Annotated in this window: 9 protein-coding genes and 1 pseudogene; 2 read left to right on the forward strand and 8 right to left on the reverse strand. The window is 55.4% G+C overall.

The features are described 5' to 3' along the window. Nucleotides 1–7: 7 nt before the first annotated feature. The 6 genes and pseudogenes from LPB260_RS29420 to LPB260_RS16440 form a co-directional block, all read right to left on the reverse strand. A pseudogene (locus LPB260_RS29420) lies at nucleotides 8–301 on the reverse strand (very short patch repair endonuclease); the annotation flags it as partial. Beyond that, on the reverse strand, nucleotides 298–2082 hold the full coding sequence (locus tag LPB260_RS16420) for an AIPR family protein (protein WP_208706878.1): 1785 nt from the start codon (nucleotides 2080–2082) through the stop codon (nucleotides 298–300). The gene LPB260_RS16420 and the pseudogene LPB260_RS29420, both read right to left, overlap by 4 nt. Then, nucleotides 2072–3124 carry a PD-(D/E)XK motif protein gene (locus tag LPB260_RS16425; RefSeq protein ID WP_256625436.1) on the reverse strand — a complete coding sequence of 351 codons (1053 nt, stop codon included), beginning with the start codon at nucleotides 3122–3124 and terminating at the stop codon, nucleotides 2072–2074. Before LPB260_RS16425 ends, LPB260_RS16420 begins: the two co-directional genes overlap by 11 nt. Further along, complete coding sequence (locus LPB260_RS16430; protein WP_208706879.1) at nucleotides 3075–5984, reverse strand: Z1 domain-containing protein; 2910 nt, start codon at nucleotides 5982–5984, stop codon at nucleotides 3075–3077. Before LPB260_RS16430 ends, LPB260_RS16425 begins: the two co-directional genes overlap by 50 nt. After that, nucleotides 5981–7438, reverse strand: a complete 1458-nt coding sequence (locus LPB260_RS16435; RefSeq protein ID WP_208706880.1) for an ATP-binding protein — start codon at nucleotides 7436–7438, stop codon at nucleotides 5981–5983. Before LPB260_RS16435 ends, LPB260_RS16430 begins: the two co-directional genes overlap by 4 nt. Before the next feature lie 38 nt (nucleotides 7439–7476). Continuing rightward, entirely contained in the window at nucleotides 7477–10101 is a 2625-nt protein-coding gene (locus LPB260_RS16440) for a sigma-70 family RNA polymerase sigma factor (RefSeq protein WP_208706881.1), read from the reverse strand. A 612-nt stretch (nucleotides 10102–10713) separates the two neighbouring features. Between LPB260_RS16440 and LPB260_RS16445 the strand changes: the two genes are divergently transcribed. Together LPB260_RS16445 and LPB260_RS16450 are read left to right on the forward strand one after the other, a co-directional pair. Next, complete coding sequence (locus LPB260_RS16445) at nucleotides 10714–11589, forward strand: WYL domain-containing protein (protein ID WP_208706882.1); 876 nt, start codon at nucleotides 10714–10716, stop codon at nucleotides 11587–11589. A gap of 9 nt (nucleotides 11590–11598) precedes the next feature. Beyond that, entirely contained in the window at nucleotides 11599–12177 is a 579-nt protein-coding gene (locus LPB260_RS16450; RefSeq protein ID WP_208706883.1) for a plasmid pRiA4b ORF-3 family protein, read from the forward strand. Nucleotides 12178–12356: 179 nt separating this feature from the next. On the opposite strand, the gene LPB260_RS16455 is transcribed toward LPB260_RS16450, so the two are convergent. After that, nucleotides 12357–13058, reverse strand: coding sequence for a hypothetical protein (locus LPB260_RS16455; RefSeq protein WP_208706884.1), 702 nt, complete (start codon nucleotides 13056–13058; stop codon nucleotides 12357–12359). A 223-nt stretch (nucleotides 13059–13281) separates the two neighbouring features. Next, entirely contained in the window at nucleotides 13282–14112 is an 831-nt protein-coding gene (locus tag LPB260_RS16460) for a tetratricopeptide repeat protein (protein ID WP_208706885.1), read from the reverse strand. Nucleotides 14113–14156 lie beyond the last annotated feature (44 nt).

The raw sequence follows: 14156 nt of genomic DNA on the forward strand, positions 1-14156 counted from the left end.
CCCTACGATCCCTTTCAACATTAGCTTCGAGCTTGCTCTGCCAAAACTCGGATCGAGTGGAAGGAATTTTGGCATTGGAACAACCTTGATGCATGTGCCAAAAGCAGCCGTGCACAAAGATCGCGACTTTCCACTTAGGAAGAACGATATCAGGAACTCCGGGCAAGTCTTTCCTGTGCAGCCTGAAACGATAACCTGCCTTGAAAAGGACGCGACGCACAAGCATTTCTGGCTTGGTGTCCTTTCCCCGTATTCCCGACATCATTCGGCTGCGGACCAGTGTATTAACTACATCCGTCACAATCCTCCCCGACGCGCCTCTGGAATATCAATGGAAGGGGCAGAAAATGGCCGGGAGAACATGGCCTCTCGACACTCTGGACGCTTCGCCCATTCAGAGATCATTCTGCCGTTGGCGGTCTCATGAAGCCGATCATTGACCTCCCGAACCCAGATTTCAATCTGCTCAACAAGCTGAGGAGATATACCTTGTCTATTCCAGATCCGCTCGAGATCAAAAGACTCGCCATAGGTTTTTGAGACCAACGCAACAGTGTAAGCAGTAACGTTGGCGAGAAAGGCTGGTACCAATGGCCGCGCCGCCTTATGGACTGCCTTGAAAATTAATGCTTTCGAGACAACAGCCTTGAAATAGGCAACATCAGGAAGGAAAGCCTTCCCTTCAGCTTCCAGTTCAGCCATGCGGGACATGAATCGATCAAAGCACTTCTGTGCGCCAAGACTGACAACTTCAGCTTGGCCATCCCACGCCATGAGGTATTTTGCCAACTCGGTTTTAGTAATTTTCCTCGAGGTTGGCACGGATTCCTTCAGCGCGCGAAGTTTGGCAGGGGTCACTCCCTCTCGGGCAAGAAGAGTGTTGTAACTACCTGCCGCCCTCTCATAGAACCAGCGCCCAGTACCATCGGGGCAGTAGACCGAGAGCGATATCCGCTCAATATCGACATGAAACGGTTTATTGGCAGACAGGTCTGATTGACGCACAGAATTTTGACTATTTGCATATCGAGATATATCGGAAACAAGAGACTCCTCTTTTGAAGGATCCTCCTCTTTCATGACGATGATTTTGGCTGGCACGCGAACCCTACTCAGATCCGTATCTGCATATTTTTTCTTGGCAAAGAAAATTGATGCAGTAGTCTGCCCGCCATTAACGATTTGCATCCCCCGCAACCAAACTATGCCGGGCGAACCATCTGCGGCACGGTCAAGCCGCATTTCATCAGCGACCAATACAATTCCGTTGTTGTATGCCATGAATCTTTCCGGGGCATTCCGGAGGGTATTCTGAAGCCCTGCATTCACGCCCCGGGCCTTCACGCTCAAGAATGAGCGGACATTGGCCTCAAGTAGACGGGAGCCGAACTTCTCATAGACAAATCGAAGCGCCTCACCAGGAATTGCAGTCAGTGCGTAATCATAGTCCCCGGTGTCACCTGGAACAAAGACACAGGGTAGCGGGGACCCGGATACCTCATTGAAGTCAACGACAAGCTCATCACGTGGCTTACCTTCGGAGCGATGCCGAAATAACCGTTCGATGTCCATGACTTCAAGCTTCACGTACTTTCCACCAACGTCTCGGGCTTTGAAGCTCTTCGACTTGGCGATACCGTCCGTGAGCACGTAGACACGGACCTGCTCAAGCCCGTCGTAAATTTCCCGAATCGTCAGCGCAAGGGAATGGACGTCGCTTGACGGATCCAGCTTATCGGCGATGCGCCCTGCTGCACAGAGCTCCAAGAAGCGAACACACTGAGCCGCCGCGGTTTTCACGTCTTGGTCGGGTATCGGCTTCAGGCCTTCGAAACCCTCGTAGAGACTTACAAAAAGGTCAAGCTGGTCGGCCTCTTCAGACATGGCATAGCCACTCAAACGCAGATTGGCATTGCCGACCTTCCCTTGAAAGTGACATACGACCGGCTCGAAGGTCATTCCGACATCAACGAGGTGCTGCATCACTACTTCAGAGAAAACGAGCTCAGCGAAGGGGGACCCGTCGCTCATCTGAACCGCTATCTCGCCCCTGGTCTCAGAGAAAAACTCATCAAGCGTCATCCGTTACTCCTAGTAGTCTCAGAGCCGCGTCGAGATCCGAGAGGAAGTCCCCGGCGTGGTCCAGATTGATTTCATATAGGGCCCGCGTAATACCCATAGGAACGGATCCCGGGGTCAGCCGCGGAAACCCCTCGGACACGGAGAGAATTCGCCTCTCCTTCAGTTCGAACCTACGGGTGTAATGGCTCGAATGACCTTCGTAGTATCCGGAAACCATGAGCCGCTCTCTGAGGAAATTGGCCGCCCCTGGCTCTGCCCAAAGGCGTCGCTCGATATCAGCAACCATTTCTGGAATGGTGAGTCCATCTTCCCCATGCGAAAAACGAACGGCCGCAAGGAAAAGTGGCGACACCACAGAGTCGTCCAACTGTTCAAGGGAGCCTATTTTCACCGGGAAGCCAGCCGAGGACATCGTCGCCTTAACCTCAATCGCTCCGTCTCCCAACAGGAAGTCCTGCGGGGCATCGTCGGGCCCCACCCAGCCACTCAGCACCTCATCAGTAGGAACTCTTGAGTCCAGAAGAGCGGCTAGGAAGGCGAGCTCACCCGCCAGACCTAACTCCGCCTCGAGACTGAGAGAATTCGCACCACGCGACATGAACTGCTGCCAAGCAACTACTCGCCCGATTAAAACCCGCAACAACTTGGCTTCGACAACACCAGTAGCAACGGCATCGTCTATAGCTCCAACCACATCACAAGCCATTGCAGTGAAAAGCTCAGCGCTTCCGTCTGCTTGGCGAGTCAGCGCCAACCTAAGCCCCCCATCATTTGTCGAATCTGCTCTCTCGACCGAAAAGCCTTGCCCCTCAGGTAACTTCTCGGTGCGAGCCAGCCTGGCAGTCGGAAAGTAGAACAATATCGCCTCGGCGTTGGCCGGCGAACGCCTCCCCGCCTGCACTTCGACAGGACCGGCAGAAGGCAAGGAAATTGCCTGCCAACCTGGAGTGGAGTCATGTACAGACAGAGAGGCCCAAGACAGCAGAAACTCTTCACTCGGACGGGCCATATTCTTGCATCCAGTAAAGAAGGTTAACTTCATACTCCACACTGATCGGATTGTCGCTGGAAGGAAACGCGATAGCGAAAGCCATGATTGGCTTGCTCCACCCGGGAACGAGGAGCCGCTCAGGTGTTTTGTCCTTGTAAAAATAGGGAGTGAGTGGGTACAGCAACAGCAACCCGCATTCCACATCGCCTCCGAGCTTTCCACGAGCTTCGCGGATGCCTTTACCACTAGGGAAGTCCGGCAGCTTTACCCGCCCACGCGCCGGATCAGGCTTCCAAGAGGCACGGGTAAGATCTAACGCTTCGCGCCAGGCATCGTCGCCAAGGTCGATACCTTCATCCTTGGGGTCAGTGAGCACACCGATAGCGAAGTTCTTAGGATCAATCCTCTCGATATCGGCAGAGTCCTCGGTCTTGCGAATCGAATAACTCTTCGATGGATCCCCGCCGGGGAAGATATGCGGATCGCCGTCGCCATTGCCGCCGCCGAGCAACGCGATGCTCCACTTCTTCAATTGCCCGGTGTCGACCATCTTGGTGATGAACTCCGACAGCACAGCGGCCTTGGCGCTGGTGGCATTCGGATGAGTCGCATACGCACCAAGAAAGGTGAGCACCTTAGATACGTCTACATTTTTCCAGAGACGGGCACTTGGCCAGGAGTCCGGATCACCATCGCGGCTATATTTCGGTGACTCTTCCCATGGACCAGTTAGCGACCCGATCAAGGCGTCGGTCGCGTCGAGGTTCTGCTGCTGGATTTGGGCATCGCGGTGAAAGAGGATGGTCTGCGGCCGGGTACCGCTGTAAGTCAGCGAAAGCGTCTGCGCGTTACGCATCTTCAAGGGAGAGGTGACGGTGAGCACCTCATGCGACATCACTTTTAGTCCGTACTGCTCCGGCGTCAGCTTAGCCTCAGCCATGAAGTCAAACTCTTCCCGCAGTTCCTCCGATGCGTCGGCAATGTGGCCGAACCACTTCACCAGATCGGAAGACGTGTAAAGGCGACACAAATCAAGGTATCCGGGGCGGTAGCCGAACCAGCGCCCCATTTGCATGAGCGTGTCATACATCTTCGTCGTGCGCACAAAGTAGCTCACACACAACCCTTCCAGCGTCAGGCCTCGGGCAAGCTTGTCGCCGCCAACCGCGATCACCTTAAGTGCCGCACCGGGTGTCGCATAGTCGAGTGCGTCCTTGGCCGTGCCGTTGATAGAGCGAATCTCAATGTCATGTAGCACGTCAGGCAAGATGGCGAGGACCTCGCCCCAGCTCGGCATGGCTGGCGGACGCTCCTCGGCGGGAGAGAGCTCCGCGACTTGGTCTCGGATGGGAAAGAAGTCCTCTTCCCACAGTTTGCGCAACTGACCTAGCAACTCCTCGGCCCCGATGCCGCGGCTGACCCTCTGGCGCATGCGGCGCACGACCTCCTCGATCTGTTCTCGCACATGGTTCTGCACGTCTACGTAGCGAGTGACGTGAACCAGCATGGAGCTGTGCTGATCCCCTTGACCGCGCAATTCTCGAACCGAGCAGGCCAGAACAAAAGCGCATATTGCTTCAAACAGCGAAGGCGGAATAGTTTCTTGCCCTTTATAGGTCGGGACGTGCGTCTTCTTGTGCTTGGGCGGCATCCACCCCGAGTCCCTCTCAGGATCGTAGTGATCCGCAATATTCCGGGAGAGGGGAAGCGCGCCCTTGCGCCCCTCCTTGGTAATCTTGCCAAACATGCGAGCAGGGCCCACATAGTTGGAAGGGGCGGCCAGGTTGATGATGAAAGACCTGGGGAAGAGGTCTGGGCCCTCTTTTGCCGTCACACCCTTGTGATGGATGAAGATGTTGGCGAATGGCGTCGCTGTGTAGCCGACGTAGGCCTTGCGCGTGAAAGCGTGCAACACTTGGCGAATGAGGCTGTTGATGGTCTTGGGCTGATGCTCTTCGTCCGGAGTGCCGTCATCGTTGAACATCTGCTCACCCGTATCGACGGATGCGTTGTCCGCCTCATCGTCGATCATCAGCAACGGGAGCTTGGTCACTAGCTTACGACCATCACTCGCGCTGGTGCTATCAGCCACACGCGTTTGAATCCAATTAAGCAGGGCCGTAAGAACCGTCTTCTGTTTTTTGACGACAAAAAGCCATGGCCGCTCTTCGGGCGAAATGCCGTGAAAGTGTTTGGCGATAGCCTTGCTAAAATCGCCGTTTTCCGCGCGTGTAGTTGCAGAGTTGGTCTTCAAATCTTCGCCGAACTCGGCCACGCCGATGGGCATGCCCGGATCACGATCGATCGTCGTCTCGTAGCCTAGGAAGCTTTCCTCTAGCCGCATCTGGGTCTGGGAACGCAGATTGTTGTGCATGCCCGCTAGCACGATGATGATCTTGTAGCCTGCGTCGGCGGCCTTGCAGATAAGCCCTGAGTAATTGCTGGTCTTGCCGGACTGCACATGTCCCACGACAAGCCCCCGGCGATCCCAGCTGTCTCCCCGCTGAGGGTCTTCCAGCAGACCGAGGATGTCGTCGGTGGCCTCATCAAGTCCTTCGACCACCGTATCGGAGAGCTTGGACTCCAAGAAGTCCCCGTAGCGCCTCCAGTAGTGCCAATCGCGCTTGCGAGCCGCAGTGAGCCAGTCGAAGTGGCCCGCATTGTCTTTAAGCGTGGTCGATTTTCCGATCCAGTGACTGAAGCGCTGGATCAACGTGACGACGGCCTTGCTCTGATCCACGACGTGCGGTGAATCGCCCGCAAACATTGCCGTCGCGAGCTGAACCTTCTCGGCAATGAAGGTCGGAGTAATCTTGGATTTGTCCTTCTCAGCCTTTACCAACCGCTGCGCGGTGGCTATAACATTTTCCAGCAGTTCAGCTTGCGCTACTGCCTCTTCCGCTGAGGTCATTGGCTCTCCCCTAATTTGGCGATCAGCGTTGGGTAATTTTGAAATGGTTCCGTCCTGAGCATCGACCTGCGAGCCTCTTCGATGCTTAAGCCCTTGCGCTCGATCAAGTCATTGAACAGTACGCTTGCGACCTCGATCACGGCAGCGTTAGGCTCACCCTCAAAGCCGGTTCGTGGTGTGTCTTTATTCTCGGCCGTATCGAGCCATATCCGCTGGACAGGTACCGTTTCTTCGACGACTCGCAGCATTGCCCGGACAAGGTCAGCTTTGCCGCCAACCGCTTCAATTACCGCAGCCACTGCCGGATGCCCCTCATCGATGCGGTAGCGCACACCGCTTTTGAACCGCTCAACACGCCATGCTTGTAGCTCGATCTTGAGACCGCCCGGACCGGGTATTGGCGTGCCACGAAAGGCAAAGACCCTTCTAGCTCTTTCTCTAGTGTCCTCAGCCAACCTGGTGAGCCATGGGCGTACTGTTACGGGCGGCCGTGCGGTTGACTTTTTGACATCAATTTTCCAAGTGGCGTCAGCAGTATTGGGGATATCCAACCTGATTCTGGCGAGCCGCTGAGGTTCCTCTCTGTTCCATGAGCGCCCCTGCCCAAGCCCAAGCCACCCCCCTGCCAGAAGCAAACGGCGGTTCCGGTATACGTAAAAGCCCTGCTGGGATACCCACCCTTCCGGCCCCCCTGCCTTACGGTACTCCTCTTCAGAAATCCGATCTTTGTGTGGCAGGACATGGCACTGCACCTCAACGAGACCGGACGGCGTGAGAGTTTGAGCGACAGGTGATTGCCACGGCTTAGCGGGGTGGCCTGTCATGAAGGGATCCCAAGGGCTCACCAATCTGTCGTTGATGAACAGCCGAAAAATCGGGTTTGGCCCTTCCAGCAATCGATGGAAGACCATTGCCAAACGTAGTTCTACGTCGTCGACCAAGTCCGCAAAGTGGTCGAGATCATAGCCGGGTGTAACAATGCGATCCAATCGTTCCCAGAGGACGATCGTTCCATGGCAGAGGGTCTCGATTGGCTCAACGAACGCATCGGAACCAAAGGCCGGCCCCTCAAACATCTTCCAACCACCGTCCTGCGATGCCGCAATGGCATCGAGATCCCAACGCAAACAGGAAACGGGGCCATCCATACTTCTGGATGCGACAGTAAGACAGCGGCATTGAGAGAAGGAGGCAGTTTTCAAGCCCATCCCGAAACGACCGAGATCAGTGGGTGCGCGCTCGTCAAGAGGACTCTTGGCACCAAGAGTCATGGCAGTCTCCAGTTCGGAGTCGTCCATTCCACGGCCGTTGTCCAGGATGGATATCCGGCTTTCCTGCCCATCCCATTCAAATTTCACACGAACCACTGTTGCCCCAGCTGACACGCTGTTATCAATCAGATCTGCCAAAGCAGCTGCTGTCGAGTAACCGAGGCCACGCAGGGCTTCCAGCATCGCCCCTGCTCGTGGCGGAGCAAATCGGGTTCTCACGTTCATTTGACGTAGGTATTTCCTAAATGAGGGGTGAATCCGGCATTCATGAGTTTCCGGGCAATACTGCGAATAGCGGCATCTGACCCTGCCGAGAACGACACTCGGATCTGTCCGCCATGGGGACGAGCGTCCTCTACCGTAAGCCCCAACATTCGAGCCTCTTCGAGAAGCTCGGAAAGCAGCTCATATTGACGCTCGGACACTGTCTCAGCGCTTCTCGCCGGTACGGGCTGCTCGCACGATTGGAAAACATTCTTCAGCGGATCAGCGAGCTGTTGATCACACGTCACCTCTCGAGCATGCATATCTTCGGACGATTGTGGCATTTCCGCTGAGGAGAACGGGGGTGCGGGGGGACGCTTCCACTCAAATTGATCGCCCATGTACAGGGCAAGCTTTTCTTTCCTTGCAGGGGTGGATAATTTGCCCAAGGCTTTTGATTCTATTTGTCGAATTCGTTCGCGAGTAACATTGAATCGAAGCCCCACCTCCTCCAAAGTCATGGGTTCCTCGCCCCCAAGACCAAAGCGAAGCTTTATTACCTCAGCGGCACGCTCATCAAGGCTACCAATAACTTTGAGAATGAGCTCCCGAAGAGAGTCCTCCTCAACTGCAGGAGCAGGATCTGAAGTCTCAAACTCCAGCAAGTTGTCTATACGAGGAAGTCCAGCATCTCTGCTGACCTCATCCAAGGAGACGACATCATCAAAAGCTGCCAAGAAAAATCTGACTTTATCGATGGGTATCCCCATCCGACGCGATGTCTCGATTTCTGTTTCAGGGCGACCTGTCTTGTTTTCATATAGCGCCCTCTGGCGCAGGATAGGCAAGGCGTCTTTGTGAACGTGCACCGGAACACGAATGATCCTAGCCTTGTTGTCTATTGCGCGAGATATCTGCTGACGGATCCACCACATTGCATAAGTGGAAAATCTAAATCCCTTTCGCCAGTCAAAGCGCTCAACGGCCTTGATCAGACCGATATTCCCCTCCTGCACCAGATCATCGAAGGGAAGCTCAGACCACATATATTTCCTGGCAGTGGAGTACACCAAGCGCAGGTTAGCGAGGATCATCCGCTCCCTTGCACCGACCTGGCGCCGAACTGCAGATACGAAAGTCTCGCCCGTCGGATCGACTGCTTTACGTGCAAGCTCTAACAGGAAGCCTCTTGAAAGGCACGCAGCTGCAAGTGCTGAACGCACTCGGACTTGATCTCCGCCCGCAGATCTTGCTGCTGAGATTGCGGAGAGGAAAGCTGCCCCCCTTGGATCAGAGGCTACTTCTTCATCTTTTTCAGCATCGTCCTCAATTGCCGCTGACCCAATGCTCTCCTCATCTCCCTCACCGGGCGCAATCTCGGAACTAAATGTTCCATAATCAGCTTCTCCGCGAGCAACCCTATCAGCAGCCTCGAAAACCATAGAAAGGCCCGCTGGCCAGCCAGAAAGAGCATCCAGCGCCTGAGCACCGGCCTCCTCCATCTCACGTCCCAAAGAAATTTCTTCTTCGGCCCGAAGCAGGTCAGCTTTTAGCCCTTTGACGTAGTATCGCAAAGGGTCGTTGCGACCTGACGCCAAGTCCTCCGCAAACTCCAAGGCATCAACTAATAACAGCTCCTCTTCGGCCGTTGGCTCAGTCAGATCCAGCTGATAAGCCCACGACCCGGACTCGTCGATCACCACACCTAGATCGCCCAAAACAAAGGCCAGCAATCGCTCAGACTCTTCGTTACGACAGTCGTCAGCGCCTCGACAGACCTCGATAAGATCGGCTTCGGATACAGCCCCCTCACGCAACGCCCGGAGTAGCAAACCACGGACGCCGTCGCCCTCGTCATGCGCCAACGGAAGCGCCCTGACGGGGAGGAACAGGTCAATGTCGTCCCATTCCACATCAGTATCGATAGCTTTGTGCCGACCGATCACTTCCTGAAGTGCACTGGTTCCCTTGGCAACGGTATCGTCACCCTTCGGAGCAACCGCCTCCGGCTCCGCTAACCAGTCGCTTTCAAATCCAGACTCAAGAGGTTCGTCGTCAATATCGATGAGGTTTGACAGCCTTCCCATAACGACGGGTAAAGCTTGTATAACGGTGAGCGACTCCTCCACATTCAGAAAAGTCCCTTCACCAGAGGTAGAGGGTCTAGGAATGAAACGGCCATCAACCTCAGCTACTTTTCTGAGCTGAGCTTCCATACAGACCGGCTCATCCTCCGCTTTGCAGGAATCAAATTCTCTAGAGTGGGAGGCCTGAGCGGTATCTGCCTTTGTGGCATTGGCCCAGGTTGACTCACTCGGCGGGGACGAAGCTTCTCCGGGCACCTCGCTCTCTTTTATCGGGTCCAGAAGATCCAGAGCATTTCGCAGCAGAGCGATACATTCAGAACATCCACCCTTCTCCGCGTAGGCCAGGGTGCTCACCCCTTGAGAGTCGAGCAGTTCCGGATTTGCTCCAGCAGTCAGAAGAAGCCGCACAACACCCTTTTTTCTTCTTGCGGCGGCAAGCATCAGAGGAGTGGCGCCTGCGTTGTCCCGGGCGTTTAGATCATCGCCCCTAGCGATATGGAGCTTGACGGCAACCTCAACGCCAGCAATCGACGCCATACGGAGTAAAGGGTTCATAGTCACGACCGTGCCACCCTCATACGCGCGCGCCCGCAACAATAGCTTGGGAAATGGATTTGCTGCATTCGACTATTTTCAGGAGTGACTCCTTGTCCATGGTCCAGTCCCAAAACGGCATGAAAGGTCGTACTCACCCTCACGGGTAAACGTGCTCAGGCCAAACAAGGGCGACACTAAATCGACGCGCCCTGTCGGGAGGTGAAGCGGGTTAGCGACCCTCCATGATGATACTGAGGTCACAATATCCACCGGTCTTATTCGGGTAAAGCCTGAGAGGCGGCTGCCCAGTGTTTTTTCTACATCTGTTCATATTTCAACCAGCGACTCAGGCAGCTTGTACTTCGCGGTGCCGCCAGCCGCAGTGACGCAGACAATCGCCCGACTTGCTCGCAAAGAAAACCGCCTGACGATGGGAACTGATGTTGGGCTGCCCATTCTTGACCACCACATCCAACGGGCAACCTGAAAGATATGTCGCGTGACTGGACACACCAATAGTGGGCGTTCATACAGGTCAAGTTTTCAGGCGGATTGTCCGCCCGGCAGACAGTACAATCCGCCTCGAAATGACTTCGGCGAGCTTAAAGTTTTCGAGCAGATGGAAGGGCAATGAAACGCAAGCAATCAATCGAGTCCGTGCGCTGGGACCTGGCCCTGCGCTATCGCCTGATCGAGACCGTGGCCTGGTGGGAGGGCCGCCTGACCACCAATCACCTGATGCAGAGCTTCGGGATCAGCCGACAGCAGGCCTCGAAGGACATCAACACCTACATCAGCGAGCATGCGCCTGAAAACCTGACATACGACAAACACCTCAAGGGCTATGTGCCGGCAGAATCGTTCAAGCCGCTGTTCATCGACGACAGCGCCAGCGCCTATCTGCACCTGCTCAACCAGAACCAGGACCGCGCCCCGCATATCGAGGGTTTGGCCCTGGCCTATGCCCACACCGAGGTGCTGCAGGTGCCCGACCGCACGGTGCGCGCCGAAGTATTACGGCCGCTGCTGAAGGCCTGCCGCGAGGGGCTGCGCCTGGAGTGCGAGTATGTGTCTTTCACCACCCCGGACGGCGAGACCCGCCTCATCGCCCCACATACCCTGGTCTACACCGGCATGCGCTGGCACGTGCGCGCCTACTGCGAGCGCAACCGCGAGTATCGCGACTTCGTACTGAGCCGCTTTCGCGGCGTGCCAGATGTGCTGGACGATGCGTCCGAGCATGGCCGCGACGGCGATGGGGGCTGGAACACCGCCGTGCAGGTGATCATCGTGCCCGACTCACGGCTGACAGCCGAACAGCAGGCCATCATCGAGTGCGATTACGGCATGCAGGACGGCAGGCTGGTGATCGACACCCACGGCGCACTGGTGCAGTACGTGCTGCAGCGCTACCAGATCGACCCGAACAAGGTGCACACCAAAGCCACCGCGCAACAGATCGTGGTGGCGAACCTGGATGATCTGAAGCAATGGCTTTATCAGTAAGGATCCGAGATGGCGACAAACCCGGTGCTCATCACCCTGCACATTCAACTTGAACCCCTGCAACTCGACCCGCCCATCTGGCGGCGCATCAGAGTCAGCGGCGACTGCACGCTGCGCAAACTGCATCACTTCATCCAAGCCGCCATGGGCTGGAGCAGCAGCCACCTGCACGAGTTCAGCCTGGGCGAGCAGCGCTTCATGCCGCCGGACCTGGAGTTCCCCGAGCCCGACGTGCTGGACGACCGCAAACACAAGCTGCGCCGCCTGCTGCAGGCCGGTGATCGGCTGCGCTACCTCTATGACTTTGGCGATAACTGGCAACATGTGATCGCCGTAGAAACCGTCGAGTCGGCAGAAGTGGAAGGCACCTGGTGCGAGGTCCTGGACGGTGCCCGCGCCTGCCCACCCGAGGATGTCGGCGGCGTGCCCGGGTATCTAGATTTTCTGGAGTCGATCAGCCAGCGCCCACTGGACGAGGACGGCCACGAGGCCCTGGAATGGGCGGGCGGAAGCTTCGATGCCGCCCTATTCGATCGCCGCGCGGCCAACGCCGCGGTGCAGCGCATCTGCAATAACCTGTGGGGCTGAGCTTACTGCTCGCCCCCGTAGGCCACACGGGCCAGCCCGGCAAACAGGGGTAGCAGGGCCACGCTCTATACTCACAATGCCAAAGTGCGCGAGAAGGGGAAAAACATTTGCAATAGTTCTAGATCCAAAGCTGCCGCCACCCTTTTTACGAATTGCAAAGAATGCTCACCTCCGTTCGTTTAATTATTCTCGCACCTCATAGCCTTAAGGCATTCCCTTTCGGCGTTTGCGAAAAGGACCATCTCCAGTTCATATAGCTTATAGCCCGGCAAAACCGTTAAGCACCGCTCCAGTACATTGAGATACACGCCGTACGTATCATCACGACTGACACGCCTCCAGCCTGCTCCCACAAGTGATCTGACTTTAAATGGCTCTTGGTATACAAAGCCTGCCTTCTTGCCAGCATGACCAACTATATTGTTTCTCCCGCTTACATAATTGAAAGCAACACCTGACGAAGTACCAAAATTCCACTGCACCGCATTTAGACACGCCGCAACCCTAGCATCATATATCGCATACTTATCCATATTAGCGATAGAATATAACTTCGAGTAGCTTGCCACGCCCTTTAGCGGCATCGCAGGGCTTTCCTTTCCCAACTCATCAACATACGACCTTAATGTCTCTTCCTTGTTTGCACGCACTCCTCCCCAGTCGACCACTACTTCCTTAGACAACTCATATCTGGCCTGAGCGTCCGACTCCAACCATCGCCTATTAAAATAACACTTCAACTCAACATTCGGACCATAACCTCTTTTACCCGAATAAGGAAACCCTGCTATTTTTTTCGGAATCTTCCACGAATAGACACTTCCAAGCCTTGGAACCTCACTCTTAAAATATTCAACCAAGATGCTAATACAGTCATCCATAGACACCCTCTGCCAGCTTGTAAGTTTATAGCGAGCCTTATCTTCATCGCTTGTAGAACGAGCAAAAATTCTAATATAAAAATAACGCTGCTGGTCTCGGGTCACCGGGACGAGGCGTGTATCCTTATAGCTCTGTCACCCTGCCTCAACACACAAAATGATCATGGTTTTCTCTAGAGGCGTCCCCAGCACGACGCAGCTAGGCCGATTACTCAACCCAGTCTCATGCAAGGCCTTGACGCACTCTAGCGGTCTCATCTAGCCAGAAACCACCTAACCGCGTCGAGCTCTCGCCATAGCTCATATTTGTCTGGAAGTACTCCGCTAGCCGTTCTGCTGCTAGGCAATCCCCCCGCAGAGCCACATGCTGAAGCCAATACAGCGCAGTCGGCTCATCATGAGTTGGGAGGTCACCCCTGAGCAAGTAGCAGCCCAGTTCGTACCCAGCGTCAGGATCGCCGTCCTCAGCGCCTTTGCGAAACCATTCAGCTATCAACTGAGGGTTAACGGACTCATGCTCCGACAGTTCTAGATACAGTGACCCGAGCATTCTTGCCGCCGGAATGATTCCTTGGCTGTACGCTTGTTGGTAGTAATCAGCGGCAAGATTCAGGTCCACAGGGACGCCTTTCCCGTAGTAGTGCTGTTCTGCGAGATTGAACAAAGCTTCGGAGCATCCAGACGCTGCTGCCAGCCTAAAAAGACGGCGGGCCAGTGAATGGTCAGTGGGCAGCATCCGCCCGTTGAGCCAGAGCCATCCCAGGTCATTCATGCCTTCGTAATCACCCTCAAGGGCCTCTGCTCGAAGAAGGCGATAACGCTGAAGGAACTCGTCAATTTCTACCACACGCCGCAATGGGGAACGATGACTGATCTGGCGAAACATCTCGCCGAACGGCATAAAGCCTAGGGGCTCAATCTCGTTCGCCCGCAATGAGGGCATTCCGACACCTGCGTAGAGGCTCCTAAGCTCCGCCATCGGCTCTAATTCGAGGTCTTCAACGGGTGGTAACAGCGCTTCCAAAACATTGATCACACTTGGCGATTCGGACATCCTGCTCCCTCTCGACTATCCGCATGGTTACGCTTGGCAAGCCG

It is taken from the genome of Pseudomonas sp. LPB0260, assembly GCF_013388395.1.